Source organism: Variovorax sp. GW821-FHT06D12, from assembly GCF_059419205.1.
This window is the reverse complement of sequence record NZ_JBWKRI010000004.1, coordinates 487,495-505,145: the sequence shown is the minus strand read 5'-3', so window position 1 is coordinate 505,145 and position 17,651 is coordinate 487,495. Positions and strand designations below refer to the sequence as shown.

Here is a 17,651-nt window from a genome sequence, read left to right as displayed (position 1 = left end):
TGCGTGTAGCCAGGCTTCAGAAGGTGTGAATGAATCCGGCGTGGCCGAGCAGCCCGCCCAGGCGCGCCCCCTCAAGGCGCAAAGCGCAGCCATAGCTCGGGCTATGGCGAGCATTTGCAACGCCGAGGGGGCGTGTCTGGGCGGGATGAGCGGACATGGCGGGTTCGTTCACACCTTCTCAAGCCTTGAAGAAGCCGCGGATCGCCGCGACGGCGCGGTCGACGCCCGCGGCATCGACATCCAGGTGCGTCACGAAGCGCAGGCGGTACAGCCCGGTCGCGAGGATGCCCTGCTGGTTGAGGCTGGCGAGCAGTTCCGCGGAACGCGCCTGCGCCGCCCCCGTGAGATCAACGAACACGATGTTCGTTTCCGGCGCCTCGACCTTCAGGCCTTCGATGCCCTCGAGCCCCTGTGCCAGGCGCTGCGCCAGCGCATGATCGTCGGCCAGGCGGTCGATGTGGTGGTCGAGCGCATGTGAGGCCGCGGCCGCCAGCAGGCCGGCCTGCCGCATGCCGCCGCCCGCCATCTTGCGGATGCGGTGGGCGCGCGCGATGAACTCGCGCGAACCGACCAGCGTCGAACCGATGGGTGCGCCCAGGCCCTTGCTGAAGCACACCGACACGCTGTCGAAGCACTGCGCGATACGGCGGGCTTCGGCGCGGATGTCGGTTCGCTTGTTCAGCGCAGCCTGTGCGGTGGCGGCATTGAAAAGCCGCGCGCCATCGAGGTGCCGCTGCAGCCCCTTGCTTTTCGCCAGGTCGGTCGCGGCCTGCACGTACTCGAAGGGCAGCAGCTTGCCGCCCAGCGTGTTTTCCAGCGCCAGCAGCTTCGTGCGCGCAAAGTGCGCGTCATCGGGCTTGATGGCCGCCTCGATCTGCGCGAGCGGCAGCGTGCCGTCGGGCGCGTGGTCCAGCGGCTGCGGCTGCACGCTGCCGAACACCGCGGCGCCGCCGCCTTCCCAGCGGTAGGCGTGCGCCTGCTGGCCGACGATGTACTCGTCGCCGCGGCCGCAGTGCGACAGGATCGCGCACAGGTTGCTCTGCGTGCCGGTGGGCACGAACAGCGCCGCCTCGAAGCCCAGCAGCGCGGCGATCTTCTCCTGCAGCGCATTGACGCTCGGGTCGGTGCCGAAGACGTCGTCGCCCAGCGGCGCAGCCGCCATGGCCTCGCGCATCGCGGGCGTGGGCTGCGTGACGGTGTCGCTGCGCAGGTCGACGATGGGAGTGCGTTCGGTCATGGTGGGTCAGTCCAGAAAGTTCTTGAGCATGGCGTGACCGTGCTCGGTGAGGATCGATTCAGGATGGAACTGCACGCCTTCGATGCGCACGTCGTGCGCAAAGCCGGTGTGCCGCACACCCATGATCTCGCCGTCGTCGGTCCAGGCGGTGACAGCCAGCTCTTTCGGGCAGCTCTCGCGCTCGATCGAGAGCGAGTGGTAGCGGTTGACGATGAACTTCTGCGGCAGCCCCGCGAACACGCCCTCTTGCGTGGTCGTGATCTCGCTGGTCTTGCCGTGCATGAGCTGCTGCGCGCGCACGATCTTGCCGCCGAAGGCCGCGCCGATGGCCTGGTGGCCCAGGCACACGCCCAGGATGGGCAGCTTGCCCGCGAAGGCCTCGATGGCCGCCACCGACACGCCTGCCTCGGCCGGCGAACACGGACCCGGCGACACCACCAGCCGCGTCACGCCCGAAGCGATCAGCGCGCCAATCTGCTCGAGGGTGATCTCGTCGTTGCGGTGCACCTGCACGTCCGCCCCTAGCTCGCCGAAGTACTGGACGATGTTGTAGGTGAACGAATCGTAGTTGTCGATCATCAGCAGTTTCATGGCTTGCTCACAATCCGGTGCACGCCCTTGACAACGGGGAACACGTTGAAGTTGATCAGGAGGCCCAGCTTGAGGCCCGACAGGCGCAGTGCGGCGAGCACCTGCGCGCGGTGCAGGTCGGTCAGCACGTCGACGGCGCGCAGCTCGACGATGACCGACTGCTCGATCACGAAGCCCGCGCGGTACACCTCGCCCAGCGACCGGCCCTTGTAGCTGGCCGACAGCGCCACGTCGCGCGCGAAGCCGATCTCGCGTTCGGCGAGTTCGATGGCCAGTGCCGCGGCGTAGGCGCCCTCGTCGAGCCCCGTGCCGAGCACGCGCTGCACTTCGACGGCGGCGCCGATGATCTCGTGCGAGAAGTCGTTCTGGATGTCCGGTGCGTTGCTCATTCCAGGCCTTCCTCGACCAGTTCGGCGGCACGCAGGAGTGCGCGCGCCTTGGCTTCTGTTTCCTTCCACTCCAGCTCGGGCACCGAGTCGGCCACCACGCCGGCCGCGGCCTGCACGTGCAGCATCTGGTCCTTCACGATGCCGGTGCGGATCGCGATGGCCACGTCCATGTCTCCGGCGTAGCTGATATAGCCGCAGGCGCCGCCGTACAGGCCGCGCTTGGTGGGCTCCAGCTGGTCGATGAGCTCCATCGCATGCACCTTGGGCGCGCCGGTCAGCGTGCCGGCGGGGAACGTGGCCTTGAGCACGTCGATGGCGGTCATGCCGTCCTTCAGCGTGCCTTCGACGTTGCTCACGATGTGCATCACGTGGCTGTAGCGCTCCACCGCGAAGGCTTCGGTCACCTTCACGGTGCCGGTCTTGGCGATGCGGCCGATGTCGTTGCGCGCCAGGTCGATCAGCATCACGTGCTCGGCGCGCTCCTTCGGGTCGTTGATGAGCTCCACCTCGGCCGCCTTGTCGAGCTCGAGCGACGCGCCGCGCGGGCGCGTGCCGGCCAGCGGGCGGATGGTGATCTTCTGCTCGCCGTCGCCCGTGTTCTCCTGGCGCACCAGGATCTCGGGCGAGGCGCCCACCACGTGGAAGTCGCCCAGGTTGTAGTAGTACATGTAGGGCGACGGGTTCAACGAACGCAGCGCGCGGTACAGCGACAGCGGCGATTCGGTGTAGCGCTTGCTGATGCGCTGGCCCACCTGCACCTGCATGAAGTCGCCGGCGGCGATCATCTCCTTGGCGCGCTCCACGGCCGCGAGGTAGTCGGCCTTGGCGAAGCTGCGCTCGGGCGGATGCGCCTGCGTGGGCTTCACGACGGGCGCGCTCACCGAGTACTTGAGCTTGTCCTTCAGCTCGCGCAGGCGGCGCTTGCCCACGGCGTAGGCCTCGGGCTGCTTCGGGTCGGCGTAGACGATGAGGTAGAGCTTGCCCGACAGGTTGTCGATGACCGCGAGTTCTTCGCACTGCAGCAGCAGGATGTCGGGGCAGCCCAGCGCATCGGGCGGGCAGCTCTTTTCGAGCTTGCGCTCGATGTGGCGCACGGTGTCGTAGCCAAAGTAGCCGGCCAGGCCGCCACAGAAACGCGGCAGGCCGGGCCGCAGCGCGACCTTGAAGCGCTTCTGGTAGTCGGCCACGAAGTCCAGCGGATTGCCCTTGGCGGTCTCGACGACCTGGCCGTCGGTCACGACTTCGGTGACGGCCTCGTCGCCGAAGCCCGAGGCGCGCAGCAAGGTGCGCGCCGGCAGGCCGATGAAGCTGTAGCGCCCGAAGCGCTCGCCGCCCACCACCGATTCGAGCAGGAAGCTGTGCTTGCCGCCGCCCTGCGAATGGGCGAGCTTGAGGTACAGGGAAAGCGGGGTTTCGAGGTCGGCAAAGGCCTCGGCCATCAGCGGGATGCGGTTGTAGCCCTGGGCGCTGAGGCTCTTGAATTCAAGTTCGGTGATCACGGATCGTTCTCCAGTTGCCTGCCGACGCTCCTTTGGCCGGTGGCAAGGTCATTCACGAGAGTGGCCCGGTGCCGGCATGCGTGCCGGCTCGGAACCGCGGGCGCACGGCGTGCGCCGCGCAATCAAACAGTCAGCGATGTATGGCGACGCCAGGGCCAGGCTCCCCGGCTGCCTTCACCTGTTTGAATGATGTGATGAACGAACATGGAGCGCCGAGTTTAGCCCACGAAAACCAGGCCTTGTGCAACCGCAGGCTTCAGGGTTCCCCCGGAGCCTCTCGGATAAAACGAAAAGATACATTCGCACGACCGTTCGCAAATTCAAGGAGACTCACTTGCTCGCACCCCTGCTCCCGGCCGTGTTCTCCCGCCTCGCGGCGCTCGCTGTCCTCTCGGCCGCGCTCTGCGGCAGTGCCTTCGCGGCGCAGGTCGAGGTGGCGGGCGTCAGGCTCGACGACCAGATGGACCTGCGCGGCGCCCCGCTGGTGCTCAATGGCGCGGGCATCCGCTACAAGACCATCATCAAGGTCTACACAGCCGGGCTGTACCTGGGCAAGAAGGCCTCGACCACCGAAGAGGCACTGGCCGTGCCGGGGCCCAAGCGCGTGGCGATCACGATGCTGCGCGACATCGACGCCAACGAGCTCGGCAAGCTCTTCGTGAAGGGCGTGGAAGACAACTCGCCCAAGAGCGAAATGGTCAATCTGATCCCCGGCCTGCTGCGCATGGGCCAGATGTTCGCGGACCAGAAGCAGCTCAAGGCCGGCGACACCTTCACCATCGACTGGGTGCCCGGCACGGGCACGCTGATCACGGTGCGCGGCGTGCCCCAGCCCGACCCGGTGAAGGAAGTGGCGTTCTTCAATGCGCTGATGCGCATCTGGCTCGGCCCGAACCCGGCCGACTGGAAGCTGAAGGACGCGCTGCTCGGAAAGCAGTAAGTAGCCGGGCGGCCCGTCAGGCCGCCGCGAGGTCGGCCAGCGATTCCACGAACCCGTCCGCATCCACGCCGCGCACCGGCTCGCCGTGGTTGTAGCCGTAGGTCACGAGCACCACGGGGCAGCCGGCGGCGCGCGCGGCACGCGCGTCGTTGCTTGAGTCGCCCACCATCAGCGTGCGCGCGGGCACCGTGCCCAGCGCCTCGCAGGTCTTCAACAGCGGCAGCGGGTCGGGCTTCTTGCGCTCGAAGGCGTCGCCGCCGAACACCTGTTCGAAGAAGCCGTCGAGCCCCTTCGCGGCCAGCAGCGGCTTGGCGAAGGAGGTCGGCTTGTTCGTCAGGCAGGCCAGCCGCAGTCCGCGCGCGCGCAGCGCCTTCAGGCCCTCGACCACGCCAGGGTAGGTAGCCGAATACCGGCCGTTGATCTCGAGGTAGTGGTGCTGGTAGCGCTCCCACGCACGATCGAACAGCGCCGCCGGGGCCGGCGCGCCCACGTGCGCCAGCGCCGACAGGATCAGGTGCTCCGACCCCTTGCCCACCATGCGCTCGATGGCGGCGGGCGCCACCGGCGGCAGGTCGAGGTCGCGCAGCATGCGGTTCAGGGCCTCGGCAAAGTCGCCGAGCGTGTCGACCATGGTGCCGTCGAGGTCGACGATGGCGGCGTCGAAGCGGGAGAGATCGGTGCGAAGAGTGTCCAAGACAGGCGGCTCCCGGGGAGCGAAGTGGGTGGTGGATGCGCGAGGCACGCATTGTCCCCCGGCCGCAAAATAGGCGCCCATGACCCCCACGACGCCCCCGCCCTCCGCCCCTCGCCCCATCCGCACCGCCGCCACGCTCGTCGTCCTGCGCGACGGCCCCGAAGGCCTCGAGGTGCTGATGCTGCGGCGGGCCGAGAAGGCCAACGACCAGAACAGCGGCGCCAGCGTCTTTCCAGGCGGCATGGTCGATGCGCACGACCGCCTGCTGCACCCGCTGTGCGCGGGCCTGGACGACGCCGCCGCGAGCGCGCGGCTGGGCCTGCCCGAAGGCGGGCTCGACTTCCACGCGGCGGCGATCCGCGAATGCTTCGAAGAGGCCGGGCTGCTGCTCGCGAACGATGCGCAGGGCCGGCCGGTCGAGCTGCTCGCGCTCACGTCGGGCGAGCTCGACGCGATGCGCGCCGCCGCCGAACGCAGCACCGACGCCCTGCTCGCCCTGTGCGCCGAGCGCGGCTGGTGCCTTGCCGTCGACCGCATCGCGTACTTCAGCCACTGGCTGACCCCGCCCGGCATGCCGCGCCGCTTCGACACGCGCTTCTTCGCGGCCGCGATGCCCGCCGGCCAGGACGTGCGCCCCGACGGCCGCGAGACCGTCGAGCACCTGTGGCTGAAGCCCGCCGACGCGGTCAGCCCCGAACGCGGCCTCAAGCTGCTGAACGTGACGCGGCGCGTGCTCGAGCACCTGACCACCTTCGCCCGCGTCGACGACTTCATGGCCCATGCGCGCGCGCTGCGCCGCATCCCGCTGACCATGCCGCGCCTGGCCGACGGCCCCAAGGGCCGACGCCCGGTGAACATGGAAGAGCCCGCCTACGACGAGATCGGGCACCTCGATCCCGACGGCCAGGGCGGCGGTCGCTATGCGCTCGAAGCGGGCCTGGTCACGCCGCTGTCCGCGCGCGTGGTGCGCGTCGTGCACGACAGCGGCCTCAACAGCTTTCTCATCGGCGGCACCGAAGGCTGGGCGCTGATCAACCGTGCGCCCGGCGACGCGGCGCACGAGGCCGCGCTGCGGGCAGCGGCGCCCGGGCCGGTGCGGTGGGTGCTGTTGGCTGACGCTGCGCCGCAATCCCTGGACCTCGGCGGCGCCACGCTCCAGGTGCTGGGCGCACAGCGCTTCCTGCTGGCCGAGGAGCGCATGCTGTTCACGGACGACACGACGACCACCGCCGTCGAGACGGATCACCGCGTCGAATGGATCGTGCCCGCGCGCGGCTTCATGCGCCGCCCGGCCTCGGCCGTCTCCGACTGAGCCGCGTCAGGCCTGCTGCGCTTCCGTCAGCGCCTGCGCCGCCACCACCGCCTCGGTGCGGTTGCGCACGTTGAGCGCCCGGAAGATGGCGGCCAGGTGGATCTTCACCGTGCCCTCGCTGATGCCCAGGCTGCGCCCGATCAGCTTATTCGGCTTGCCTTGCGACAGCAGCTGCAGCACCTCGACCTGCCGCTCGGTGAGCACGCTGCGCAGGTGTTCGAGGGTCTGGGTGCCGCCACCGCCGTTGCCGCCACCGCGCGCAAAAGGTTCGCCCGCCGCGGCAGACGATGGCGACACGCCGGCCACGATGCCCGGCGGCAGCGCCGTGAGCATCATCGGCGGCACGTACACGCCGCCCGCCAGCACCAGGCGCACCGCCGACAGCATGACGTCGGGCGAGTAGGCCTTGGGAATGAAGCCGAGCACGCCGCGTTCGAGCGCGCTGCGCATGATGGACGGGTCTTCGTAGCCCGACAGCACGATCACGGGCACGGCCGGGTGTCGTCGCCGGATCTCGTCGATGTGGGCCTGCCCGTCCGCACCGGGCATGTTGAGGTCGATCAGGGCCAGGTCGAGATCGTCGGTCGCGCCGGCAAGCAGTTCGTCGACGCTCAGCGCCAGGACGAACTCGATGCCAGCTCCCAGCTCCGACAACTTGGCTTTGACCGCCTCGATGACGAGCCGGTGGTCGTCGGCGATCAGAATTTTCATGGCATACCCCAGTGTCCCAACGTCAATGTGCATTGGATTCTTCTGCGACTGCGAAGATAACGGCGATTGCCCCGTCCAGCAAGGCCGCCGCGCCCCACCAACGGCATAGACCCCAAGCGGTATGGCGGCCCCGTGGGCCCGTTGAAAAAATGAACGCCCACTCCAACGACCGGGGACATGGGCATGTGCGATCGCTGCAGACGCCGGTGCAAGGCATGCTTCGCAATGCACGCTTGAGAAGCGGGCATCCCTCATGGCCCGCCTGCTCGACTGCTTCTCGCCCTTCATTGCCTTCGGTCTCGGCCTGGACGCATCGATCGCGGCCGGCCACCCCACCCTCACCCACGGCGACGCCCAGCGCGAGGCCCTGCGCCTGCTGGACATCGCACGCGCCGACGCCGACGTGGCCGGCGCCACCGCCACGCAGATCGAGTCGGCCGCCTTTGCCATGGTCGCGTGGCTCGACGAGATCCTGGCGCGCCACCCCGACGCCGTGGACGGCGCGGCGCCGCTGCAGGTGCAGCTGTTCAACTCCAACAACGCGCACAGCGAGTTCTTCCACCACCTCTCGGCCCTCGGCGCGCAGGACCACGCGGTGCGCGAGGTCTACTGGCACGCGCTGGCGCACGGCTTCAAGGGCCAGTACTACTTCGAGTCGGGCGACGAGGGCGAGCTCGGCAAGCTGAAGGACCTGCACGGCCGGCAGCTGCAACCGCCGCCGCTCGAGCTCGGCAGCCTCGCGCAGGACCACATCACGCCCCAGCCCTACGGCGTGCCCGATCCGCGCGGCCCGGCCGACATGCGCCGGCGCGACCGCACCGTGCTGCGCACCGGCACCGCGCTCGCCGTGCTCGTGCCCGCGCTTTTCCTGCTGTGGCACTGGCTGGCGGGGCCGCCGGCCGCCGGCACGGCGCTCACGCAGCGCATCGACCGGCAGCTCGCCAGCTACGCCTGCGCCGACCTCGAAGCCTCGATCGACCCCGACGGCCGCCCGCGCGTGACCGGCTTCGTCTCGCAGCGCGACGACCTGCTGAAAGTGGCGGAAGACGTCGCCGCCATTCCCGGCGTGCGCGCGCCGCAGTTCGACATCGGGCTGCGCGTGTGGCCGCACTGCGAGGTGTTCGCCATCCTCAAGCCCTCGCAGGCGCGCAACCGCCAGAAGAACCACGGGCTGAGCGTGAGCGCGCCGTCCGCGCGCGACGGCCGGCTGCGCGAAGGCGACGCGGTGCGCGTGCAGGTGGTGGCGCCGCGCCACGAGAGCTACATCTGGGTCGACTACTACACCGCCGATGGCTCCGTGATGCACCTGAACACCGGGCCGGCCCCGACACGGCTGCGCGCGGGCGAGTCGCTGGAACTCGGGTCCGACATCCCCTCGAGCTGGCTCGTGAGTCCGCCCTTCGGCAACGTGCTGATCACCGTGCTGTCGGCGCCGATGCCGTTCAGCGAAACCTCCGACCGCCCGCCGTACGAGATGGCCTCGGCCTACCTGCTTCGCCTGCGCGAGGCGCTGGCGGCCAGCAGGAACAGCGAGCGGCTGATCGCCGACTTCATCTCCCTCGAAACCGTGGCGCGCTGACCTCGCCCTTCCCCACCATGTTCGACACGCTGTCACCCGTGCACCTCTTCTGGCCGCTGCTCGCGGTCTGCCTCGCCGGCCTGGCGCTGCTGTACGCCGCCGTGCGCGACGCCGGCCGGGGCGCGCGGCGACGAGGACTGCTGCGGCGCGTCGACGCCCTCGGCGCGCCCGCCGACCACGCCGCCGTCGACGCGCTGAAGGAGGCCATGGCGCAGGCGCGCACCTCGCTGCGGCAGGCGCCGCGCACGCGCGCGACGGCGCCGTGGTTCCTCTTCATCGGCGGTCCGGCCACCGGGCTGCCGGGGCTGCTCTCGGCCGCCCGTGCCGAGTGCGTGGCGCCGCCGCCGCACGAGGCACCCGGCACGCCCTGGTGGCGCTGGTGGACCACCGGCGCGCTGACGGCCATCGAGCTGCATCCCGACGCCATCGGCGACCAGGCCGGCACGGCGCCCGCGCGCGGGCTCTGGCTGCAGTCGCTGCTGGCGCTTGCCGAGCGGCGCGAACGCCTGCCGCTGCACGGCGTGGTGGTGTGCGTGGCGGCCGGCGACCTGCTGCACGGCGACCCCGCCCTGCGCAAGCGCGCCACCGCGAACATGCGCCGCCTGCTCGACGAGGCCAGCGACACGCTGCGCCTGCAGCTGCCGGTCTACCTCGTCGTGACGGGCCTCGAACGCCTGAAGGGCTATGCCACGCTGCGCGCCGCACTGCCGCCCGAGGTGCTCGCGCAAGCGCTCGGCCACCGTGTGGAGCACCCGTTCGCGGCGCACGCAGCGCGCGCCGCCGACCGGCTCGATGCGCTGTTCGATCCGCTCGTGGCGCAGCTGCACGGCCTGCGCATGGCCCTGCTGCGCGAGCAGCCGGGCCCCGCGGGGCGGCTCGCGCTGCATGGCTTCGTGGAGAGCGTGCGCACCTTGCAGCCGGCCTTGCGGCAGGTGGCGCAGGGGCTGTTCGAGGGGCACGGCAAAGGGGTGCGCGCGCCGCGCTGGCGCGGGCTGTACCTCACGGCGACGGCGTCGGAGAACGGCACGGGCGCCGCGTTCGTGAGCGACCTGTTCGGCCGCTTCCTGCCGGCGGACCAGCCGCTGGTGCGGCCGGGGCGCTTTGCGCCCACGGTGCCGGCGGAACTGCGCTGAAGCCGCAGTGCAGCTGGCGTTACTTGGCGGCGTCCACCCGGATCTGCCGCGCGCCAAAGGTCACGTTGAGCACCTGCGCCTGGCCCGGCACGACCGCACGCACCTCGCGCCAGCGCGCGCGGTCGAGGTCGCGGAACGCGGCCATCACGCCGATGGCCTTGGCATCGGCCGGCAGGGTGAGGTCGAGCTTTTTGCTCTCGCCAGGGCGCAGCAGCATTTCTTCGCGCTGCACCAGTTCGGCGCCGAGCGTGGCCTGGTCTTTCTCGAACAGCGAGAAGAAGTCGGCGCCTTCGAAGGGCCCCGGTGTCTTGAGCGCGTAGACGCGCACCGTGAGCGGCGAGGCGCGCCCGCGCGCATCGGGGTTGGCATCGGCGCCGGCCGTGAGCGTGATCGACACCGGCGTGACCACCGGTTTGCTCGCGCAGCCCGCCATCAGAAGACCCGCTGCAGCAAGGCCAAGGGCTGCGATACGGCGTCGCGATGCGACAGCAAGGAGGCCCTCATAGGACGAATGGTGTGTACCCAGCGTGCGCATGCTATTCCCTTCGTTGCATTGACCGGTCCTGACGCATCTTTGATTATCACCAGCGAACTCGAACAGGCAACATGCTGACTCCCCAACTCGTCGACGCACTGCTCACGCCCATCGGCGAGGCCTCGCCTTGCGGGGACGACCTGGAGTACGACGCGGACTTCATGGCCCTCACGACTGCGGCGCAAGGCAAGGCCGAGCAGCAGTTCGGCGACACCGTGATCCCCGCCGTCGAACCCGACTGGCGCGACGTGGCCGAACGCGCCGATGCGCAGCTGCGCCGCAGCAAGGACGTGCGCGCCGCCGTGCTGCTGCTGCGCGCCGCGACGCGCCTGCAGGGCGTGGCCGGCTTCACGGCGGGCCTGCAATTGCTCACCTCGCTGCTCGACACCTTCTGGGACGGCATACATCCAAAGCTGGATGCGGACGACGACAACGACCCCACCATGCGCCTGAACGCGCTCGCGCCATTGAGCGACGACAGCATGGTGCCGCGCGACCTGTACGACGCCGCGGTGGGCAACGCGCCCGGCGTGGGCCCGATCCGCGTGCGCGACATCGCCATCGCGCACGGCGTGCTCAATGCCGTCGGCGGCGAGGCCTCGTATTCGCCCGCGCAGGTGCATGGCGGGCTCGAGGCCCTGCACGCCGCGCACCCCGAACAACTGCAGGCGGCCATCGGCCTTCCCGCGCTGCTCGATCGCCTGCAGAAGCTGCTGGGCGAGCGCACCGGCCGCACCGATGCGGTGGACCTGGGCACGCTGCGCACCGTGTCGCGCGCGGTCGCCAAGGCCTGCACGGCGGCAGCCGGCGCACCGGAAGCATCTACCGACGAGGGTGCAACCGCCGACAGCGACGCCCCCTCCGGCAATGCAGCCCGCCCGGCCGCGCCGCGCGGCGAGATCCAGAACCGCCAGGACGCGGTGCAGATGCTCGACCGCGTCATCCGCTACCTCGAACAGGCCGAGCCCGGCAACCCCGCGCCGCTCCTGATCGAACGCGCCAAGAAGCTCATCGGCGTGAGCTTCCTGGACATCATGGCCAACCTCGCGCCCAACGCGATGGACACCATCGAGACCGTGACGGGCAAACGCCAGTCCGAATGACCGCCGCCGTTTCCACCCGTCCCCTTTCATTCCCGCAAGGAGCATCGCCATGGCCAAGAGCAGTCAGAAATTCATCGCACGCAACCGCGCGCCCCGGGTCCAGATCGAATACGACGTGGAGCTCTACGGCGCCGAGAAAAAGATCCAGCTGCCCTTCGTGATGGGCGTGCTGGCCGACCTGTCGGGCAAGCCCGCCGACCCGCTCGCGCCCGTGGTCGACCGCAAGTTCCTCGAGTTCGACGTCGACAACTTCGACGCCCGCATGAAGGCCATGAAGCCGCGCGCCGCCTTCGCGGTGGAGAACTCGCTCACCGGCGAGGGCGACCTGAAGGTCGAGCTCACCTTCGACAGCATGGACGACTTCTCGCCCGCCGCCGTGGCCCGCAAGGTGGGCGCGCTGAACAAGCTGCTCGAAGCGCGCACGCAGCTGTCGAACCTCGTGACCTACATGGACGGCAAGGGCGGTGCCGAAGACCTGCTGGCCAAGGTGCTCGAAGACCCGGCCCTGCTGCAGACGCTGGCCGCCAGCAAGAAGCCCGGGGACGGCGAAGCCGCCGCCTGAGCCTCACCCAGCCCCGATTCCTGACAGACACACACCGGTACACGAGGAGAAACCATCATGGCCGACGCACTCGAGCAGAGCGCACTGAAAGACGTTGCGTACGCGGGAAGCGACTTTTCGTCGCTGCTGCAGAAAGAATTCAAACCGCGCAGCGACGAAGCCAAGAGCGCCGTCGAAGCCGCCGTGCTCACGCTGGCGCAGCAGGCGCTGAGCAACAGCACCGTCATCGGCAAGGACGTGACCAAGTCGATCCAGGCCATGATCGCCGCGATCGACGCCAAGCTCACCGACCAGGTGAACAAGATCATCCACCACCCCGACTACCAGAAGCTCGAGAGTGCGTGGCGCGGCCTGCACTACATGGTGAACAACACCGAGACCGACGAGAACCTGAAGATCCGGGTGATGGACATCTCCAAGCAGGAGCTGGCCAAGAACCTCAAGAAGTTCAAGGGCGCGGCCTGGGACCAGAGCCCGATGTTCAAGAAGATCTACGAGGAGGAGTACGGCCAGTTCGGCGGCGAGCCCTTTGGCGCGCTGGTGGGCGACTACCACTTCGACCAGAGCCCGCCCGACGTCGAGATGCTCGGCGAGATGGCCAAGATCGCCGCCTCGGCCCACGCGCCCTTCATCACGGGCGCGAGCCCCAACCTCATGCAGATGGAGTCGTGGCAGGAGCTGGCCAACCCGCGCGACCTGACCAAGATCTTCTCCACGCCCGAGTACGCCGGCTGGCGCTCGCTGCGCGAGTCGGACGACTCCAAGTACCTGGGCATGTGCATGCCGCGCTTCCTGGCGCGCACGCCCTACGGCGCCAACACCAACCCGGTGGAAGAGTTCGACTTCGAGGAGGACACCGCCGGCGCCGACCACAGCAAGTACGCCTGGGCCAACGCCGCCTATGCGATGGCGACCAACATCAACCGCTCGTACAAGCTGTACGGCTGGGGTTCGCGCATCCGCGGCATCGAGTCGGGCGGCGCGGTGGAAAACCTGCCGCTGCACACCTTCCCCAGCGACGACGGCGGCGTGGACCAGAAGTGCCCCACCGAGATCGCCATCAGCGATCGGCGCGAAGCCGAGCTCTCGAAGGCCGGCCTGCTGTCGATGATCCACCGCAAGAACTCCGACTTCGCCGCCTTCATCGGCGCCCAGTCGCTGAACAAGCCGGCCGAGTACGACGACCCCGACGCCACGGCCAACGCCAACCTGGCGGCGCGCCTGCCCTACCTCTTTGCCTGCAACCGCTTTGCGCACTACCTGAAGTGCATCGTGCGCGACAAGGTCGGCAGCTTCAAGGAGCGCGAGGACATGCAGCGCTGGCTCAACAAATGGATCATGAACTACGTGGACGGCGACCCCGCCAACTCGTCGGAAACCACCAAGGCCCAGAAGCCGCTGGCCGCCGCCGAGGTGATCGTGGAGGAAGTCGAGGGCAACCCGGGCTACTACACGTCCAAGTTCTTCCTGCGCCCGCACTACCAGCTCGAAGGCCTCACGGTCTCGCTGCGGCTGGTGTCGAAGCTGCCGACGGCCAAGGGCGCCGGTTGAAAAAAATCTGCGGATTTTTCTTGAATTCCCGGTTCCGTTTCGTTCTATGAGTAGCTGCCGGGCATCGGAACTTTTCTCCCACCGCCGGCAGCCATTTTTTTCGTTTCGATCATCAACCGCCCGAATGCAATCGGGTTCCAAGGAGTAGGAACATGTCATCTGACTTTCACATCAAGCTCGACGGCGTCAAGGGCGAGTCTTCTCACAAGGACCACAAGGACGAGATCGAGATTTCGTCGTGGTCCTGGAACGTGAGCAACGCATCGGGCGCGGGATCGGGCGGCGGTTCGGGCAAGGGCAAGGCCTCACCGGGTGAATTCAACTTCACGCACGTCTACGACAAGGCATCGCCCGTGCTCGCCAAGAACTGCGTGAGCGGCAAGCACTTCAAGGACATGGTCATGACCTGCCGCAAGTCGGGCGAAGGCCAGCAGGAGTACCTGAAGGTCACGCTCAAGGAAGTCTTCATCTCCAGCGTGGGCCCCGGCGGCGCACAGGGCGGCGACGTGCACGAGCAGGTGTCCTGCAGCTTCAAGGACATCGAGTTCGCCTACAAGGGCCAGGACGACAAGGGCGCCGGCGGCGGCGAGGTGAAGTTCGGCTGGAACGTGGCCACCACCGAAACCCGCTGACGGGCGACGGACTCGTCAGCCCAGTCCGCCCCTGGCACCCCACGGTGCCGGGGCCGGTCCCTGCCCGTGTCCTCACCGGAGCAATGCCATGGCATTCAGCACCACACTCATCGGTACCAGCGGCAAGCTGCACACGACCTACAACTCCGATTGGTCGGTCGGACGGATCGGCTCCAACACGCGTGAAGACGTGATGCTGGTGCAGGCCCTGTTCAAGATCTTCTACTACGAGCTGCTCGGCTTCAACCACGACTTCGACCCGCCCCCCGGCGCGACCGAGGTGATCGTGGTGGACGGCTACTACGGGCCGGTCACGCAGAAGCACATCACGCACTTCCAGGAACAGGCGATCGCACGCGGGCGCAAGGTCCTGCCGGACGGCATCTTCGATCCGTTCCGCGAGCCCGGTGCGCCCAGCACGATCAGCAAGACGCGCTACGCGCTCGACCTGCTGAACAACGGCTGTGCCAACAGCTGCGAAGAGCAGAACATCGACAACTACAGCAACCTGCCGAACCGGGAAGACATGCCCGCGTTGCTGCGCAGCGCGCTGAAGAAAGTCAAGAAGAAGGCCAGCAAGTACAGCTGAACCATCTCAGCGGCCCCAGGGCAAAACGCCCATCCATCGGATGGGCGTTTTGCTTGAAAGATGGCGCCACGCTCAGGGGTCTGTCGACGCGACGTTCTCGGGCAGCAGCCGCGTCAGATCGTCGTCGGCGTCCTCGATCACCCACAGCGTGAGCGCCGTGTAGTTGTCGTGGCCCGGCTTGGCGTTGGCCTTGATCTGCGCGTCGAGCAGTTCGGTCCACTGGCTGGGCGTGCGCGACGCGTGCAGCGTGTCGACCAGGCACTCGTCGCCCAGCGGCTCCCACACGCCGTCGCTGCACAGCAGCAGCACGTCGCCGGGCAAGAGGCGCATGCGGTCGGACACCGCGATGTCCGGCGCCTCCTCGATCGAGCCCAGCGCCGACAGCAGCATGTTGCGCTGCGGATGCAGGCGCGCGCCCTCCTCGTCGAGCATGCCGCCCGCGACCATCTGCTGCACCAGGCTGTGGTCGGTGGTGCGCGCCACGATGGCGCCGCCGCGAAACAGGTAGGCGCGGCTGTCGCCGCTGTGCACCCACGCCAGCACCTCGCGCTCCAGGTCGATCACCGCGAACACCACCGTGGAGCGCATGCCGGCGAGCTTGCCGCCTTCGGCCTGACGCGCCACCACGTCCAGGTTGGCGCGCTCGATCAGCGCGCGCAGCGCGGCCTCGTCCAGCGAGGGCGCCCCCGAGAAGCCGCCGAGCACGCTGGCGCGCACCGTGGCCGCCGCCACGTCGCCGCCGCCGTGGCCACCCGCGCCGTCGGCCACCAGGCAGGCGACGTAGCGCTCGTCGTGCCAGTGGCCGTGCACGTCCTCGTTGTAGGTGCGCCCGCCCTGCCGGGAGAGCGTGACGATTTCGATTTCCAAGCGGGGTGCCTCGCGAGTGCTGGGGGTTGTTCTGGTTGTCTTCTCAGGTGTCGGACTTCAGGCGCGCCATCTGCTCTTCGTAGGCCGCGAGGAAGGCCTTGCCGAAGAGGCTGTGGAAGTCGTCCTCGGCCTCGCTCGCGATGCCGCCGTACAGCGCCACGAACTGGTCCCAGAGCTTGGCCTTGCGGTTGGCGGCAAAGAGCGCGTCGAGCGCGGTCTTTGCGCTGATCTTCTTCTCGAGCTCGGCCGGCTCGAAGCGCCCGATGACATGGGCCAGCGCCGCGCGCATGCCCACCATCACGCCGAACTGGTGCGCGCGCAGGTCGTCGAAGGCGTCGCGCATCGCGGCCTCGGGCGGCATGAAGCCGCGCACGCCGGGCCCCAGCAGGTGCGCCAGCGCGACCTCGACCGTGGGCGAGAACTTCAGCGGGTTGTTGGCTTGCGACGCGATCATCGTGACCTCGGCGCGCACCTCGCGCTTGAACTCCTGGCGCGTGAGCAGCAGCTGCAGCGTGCCTTCGGTGGACGTACGCAGCATCGCGCCGATGCGCTCCATGAGGCCGGGCGTGAGCATCTCGGGCGGCTGGTGCGTGCTGGCCAGGCCGCGCAGGAAGGCGACGAGCAGCTCGTCGTCGGAGGCGGCGCGCGGGGGCGAGGCTGCTGCGGTGGCTGCCGGCGGCGCGACGTACACGGGCGGCGGCGGTGGCGGAGGGGGCGGCGGCTCGGCCACGCGGCCGGCGTTCTCGGGCCCGCTGATGCGGATCGGCTGGCCGGTCACGTCGTCGAACTTCGCGAGCGGGGCCACGGGTGCTGGCGCGGGCGCAGGGGGCGGCGGCGGCAGTGGCGGCGTGATGGCCTTCGGCGGCTCGAAGCCGAACTGGTCGATCGGCAGATGATCGGAGCGCGGCACCGGCGTGGCGGGCGCCGCGCGCTGCAGTGCGGCCAGCGGGTCGGCGTCCGACGCGGTGTTGGGCTGCAGCAGCGGATCGGCCAGCGGCGACAGCGCAAGCGGATCGCCGCCGATGCCGCCGGCGCCCGGCGAACCGCCGAACAGGTCGTCGATGCTCGCGGCCTTGCCGTGCGCGGGCGGCGCGCCCAGGTCGGAAAAATCGTCGAGCGCGCCAAGCCCTGCAGAAGGTGCGGCCGACGGCGTGGGGCCCAGCAGGTTCGCGAACGGGTCGACCTGGTCGGCCTGCGCATTGCGCGAGCCACTGGCCATGGGGTCGGGAAAGAGCAGCGACTCGGCGGGCGCGGCGGCGGCGCGGGCCGCAGCAGGCGCCGGCGCGGGAGCGGCCGGCGACCCCAGTCCCGCAAGCAGGTCGGCGAACGGATCGTCGCTGCTGGCGGCAGGCGCGGCGGCCGGCGCCGACATCACGGTGTTGGGGATGACCGGCGCGCGTGGCGCCGCCGCAGCCGCCATCACGCGCACCGAGAGTTCGAAGCTGCCGATGACGAGCCGCGCGCCGTCCGTCAGCGCCGCTTCCTTGCCCGCGCCCAGCGACACGCCATTGCATTGCATCGCGTTGCTGCCGCGATCGACGATGAAGTACTGCCCGTCGCGGCACAGCACCTGTGCGTGCACGCGCGAGACGGTGCGGTCGGGGTCGTCGAGCACCAGCGTGTTGGTGTCGGCACGCCCGATCGTGCCCCCGCTGGGACCGAAATCGGCGGCAATGGCCGGCCCTGCCGGGGCGCCTTGCCGTGTGATGACAGCGATATGGATCATG

18 protein-coding genes are annotated in these 17,651 nt (G+C 69.2%); 9 read left to right on the top strand and 9 right to left on the bottom strand.

Annotated features, from left to right (window positions below; all coding sequences use genetic code 11):
* Window positions 1–178: 178 nt before the first annotated feature.
* The 4 genes from ltaE to trpE are packed head-to-tail and all read right to left on the bottom strand — an operon-like array spanning window position 179 to window position 3,716.
* Window positions 179–1,237 carry a low-specificity L-threonine aldolase gene (gene ltaE / locus AC07SQ_RS15940; protein WP_495273444.1) on the bottom strand — a complete coding sequence of 353 codons (1,059 nt, stop codon included), beginning with the start codon at window positions 1,235–1,237 and terminating at the stop codon, window positions 179–181.
* 6 nt (window positions 1,238–1,243) lie between these two features.
* Window positions 1,244–1,828 (bottom strand): aminodeoxychorismate/anthranilate synthase component II, encoded by a 585-nt coding sequence (locus AC07SQ_RS15935; protein WP_489062753.1) that lies wholly within the window; start codon window positions 1,826–1,828, stop codon window positions 1,244–1,246.
* On the bottom strand, window positions 1,825–2,217 hold the full coding sequence (locus AC07SQ_RS15930) for a GxxExxY protein (RefSeq protein WP_070063895.1): 393 nt from the start codon (window positions 2,215–2,217) through the stop codon (window positions 1,825–1,827). Before AC07SQ_RS15930 ends, AC07SQ_RS15935 begins: the two co-directional genes overlap by 4 nt.
* A complete protein-coding gene (trpE, locus tag AC07SQ_RS15925) occupies window positions 2,214–3,716 on the bottom strand; it encodes an anthranilate synthase component I (protein ID WP_070063894.1) in 1,503 nt (500 codons plus the stop codon). Before trpE ends, AC07SQ_RS15930 begins: the two co-directional genes overlap by 4 nt.
* Window positions 3,717–4,050: 334 nt before the next feature.
* Between trpE and AC07SQ_RS15920 the strand changes: the two genes are divergently transcribed.
* Window positions 4,051–4,656 carry a chalcone isomerase family protein gene (locus AC07SQ_RS15920; protein WP_495273443.1) on the top strand — a complete coding sequence of 202 codons (606 nt, stop codon included), beginning with the start codon at window positions 4,051–4,053 and terminating at the stop codon, window positions 4,654–4,656.
* Window positions 4,657–4,672: 16 nt separating this feature from the next.
* Here the strand turns inward: AC07SQ_RS15920 and AC07SQ_RS15915 are convergent, their stop codons facing one another.
* The gene (locus tag AC07SQ_RS15915) at window positions 4,673–5,350 is read right to left on the bottom strand and encodes a phosphoglycolate phosphatase (protein ID WP_495262772.1); all 678 of its coding nucleotides are present in this window, start codon (window positions 5,348–5,350) and stop codon (window positions 4,673–4,675) included.
* Between the two features lie 79 nt (window positions 5,351–5,429).
* On the opposite strand from AC07SQ_RS15915, the gene AC07SQ_RS15910 reads away from it, so the two are divergent.
* The gene (locus AC07SQ_RS15910) at window positions 5,430–6,662 is read left to right on the top strand and encodes an NUDIX hydrolase (RefSeq protein WP_495273442.1); all 1,233 of its coding nucleotides are present in this window, start codon (window positions 5,430–5,432) and stop codon (window positions 6,660–6,662) included.
* Between the two features lie 6 nt (window positions 6,663–6,668).
* On the opposite strand, the gene AC07SQ_RS15905 is transcribed toward AC07SQ_RS15910, so the two are convergent.
* The gene (locus AC07SQ_RS15905) at window positions 6,669–7,373 is read right to left on the bottom strand and encodes a response regulator transcription factor (protein WP_070063891.1); all 705 of its coding nucleotides are present in this window, start codon (window positions 7,371–7,373) and stop codon (window positions 6,669–6,671) included.
* 253 nt (window positions 7,374–7,626) lie between these two features.
* On the opposite strand from AC07SQ_RS15905, the gene AC07SQ_RS15900 reads away from it, so the two are divergent.
* On the top strand, window positions 7,627–8,952 hold the full coding sequence (locus AC07SQ_RS15900) for a DotU family type IV/VI secretion system protein (RefSeq protein WP_070063890.1): 1,326 nt from the start codon (window positions 7,627–7,629) through the stop codon (window positions 8,950–8,952).
* 17 nt (window positions 8,953–8,969) lie between these two features.
* On the top strand, window positions 8,970–10,085 hold the full coding sequence (locus AC07SQ_RS15895; RefSeq protein WP_447740721.1) for a type VI secretion system protein: 1,116 nt from the start codon (window positions 8,970–8,972) through the stop codon (window positions 10,083–10,085).
* 19 nt (window positions 10,086–10,104) lie between these two features.
* Here AC07SQ_RS15895 and tssJ read toward each other — a convergent pair whose 3' ends face one another.
* Window positions 10,105–10,620 (bottom strand): type VI secretion system lipoprotein TssJ, encoded by a 516-nt coding sequence (tssJ, locus tag AC07SQ_RS15890; RefSeq protein WP_495273441.1) that lies wholly within the window; start codon window positions 10,618–10,620, stop codon window positions 10,105–10,107.
* Between the two features lie 71 nt (window positions 10,621–10,691).
* Here tssJ and tssA point away from each other — a divergent pair, with 71 nt between their 5' ends.
* From tssA to AC07SQ_RS15865, 5 genes are all read left to right on the top strand, one after another.
* The gene (gene tssA / locus AC07SQ_RS15885) at window positions 10,692–11,723 is read left to right on the top strand and encodes a type VI secretion system protein TssA (RefSeq protein ID WP_495273440.1); all 1,032 of its coding nucleotides are present in this window, start codon (window positions 10,692–10,694) and stop codon (window positions 11,721–11,723) included.
* Between the two features lie 49 nt (window positions 11,724–11,772).
* Complete coding sequence (tssB, locus tag AC07SQ_RS15880; protein WP_062482197.1) at window positions 11,773–12,285, top strand: type VI secretion system contractile sheath small subunit; 513 nt, start codon at window positions 11,773–11,775, stop codon at window positions 12,283–12,285.
* Window positions 12,286–12,342: 57 nt separating this feature from the next.
* Window positions 12,343–13,836, top strand: a complete 1,494-nt coding sequence (gene tssC, locus AC07SQ_RS15875; protein ID WP_062482199.1) for a type VI secretion system contractile sheath large subunit — start codon at window positions 12,343–12,345, stop codon at window positions 13,834–13,836.
* 152 nt (window positions 13,837–13,988) lie between these two features.
* A complete protein-coding gene (locus AC07SQ_RS15870; protein WP_095743412.1) occupies window positions 13,989–14,468 on the top strand; it encodes an Hcp family type VI secretion system effector in 480 nt (159 codons plus the stop codon).
* A gap of 88 nt (window positions 14,469–14,556) precedes the next feature.
* Window positions 14,557–15,057 carry a peptidoglycan-binding domain-containing protein gene (locus AC07SQ_RS15865; RefSeq protein ID WP_495273439.1) on the top strand — a complete coding sequence of 167 codons (501 nt, stop codon included), beginning with the start codon at window positions 14,557–14,559 and terminating at the stop codon, window positions 15,055–15,057.
* Between the two features lie 72 nt (window positions 15,058–15,129).
* On the opposite strand, the gene AC07SQ_RS15860 is transcribed toward AC07SQ_RS15865, so the two are convergent.
* Both AC07SQ_RS15860 and tagH read right to left on the bottom strand, forming a co-directional pair.
* Window positions 15,130–15,924, bottom strand: a complete 795-nt coding sequence (locus tag AC07SQ_RS15860; protein ID WP_070063885.1) for a PP2C family protein-serine/threonine phosphatase — start codon at window positions 15,922–15,924, stop codon at window positions 15,130–15,132.
* 43 nt (window positions 15,925–15,967) lie between these two features.
* Window positions 15,968–17,650: a type VI secretion system-associated FHA domain protein TagH gene (gene tagH, locus AC07SQ_RS15855; protein WP_495273438.1), complete on the bottom strand. Its 1,683-nt coding sequence runs from the start codon at window positions 17,648–17,650 to the stop codon at window positions 15,968–15,970.
* Window position 17,651 lies beyond the last annotated feature (1 nt).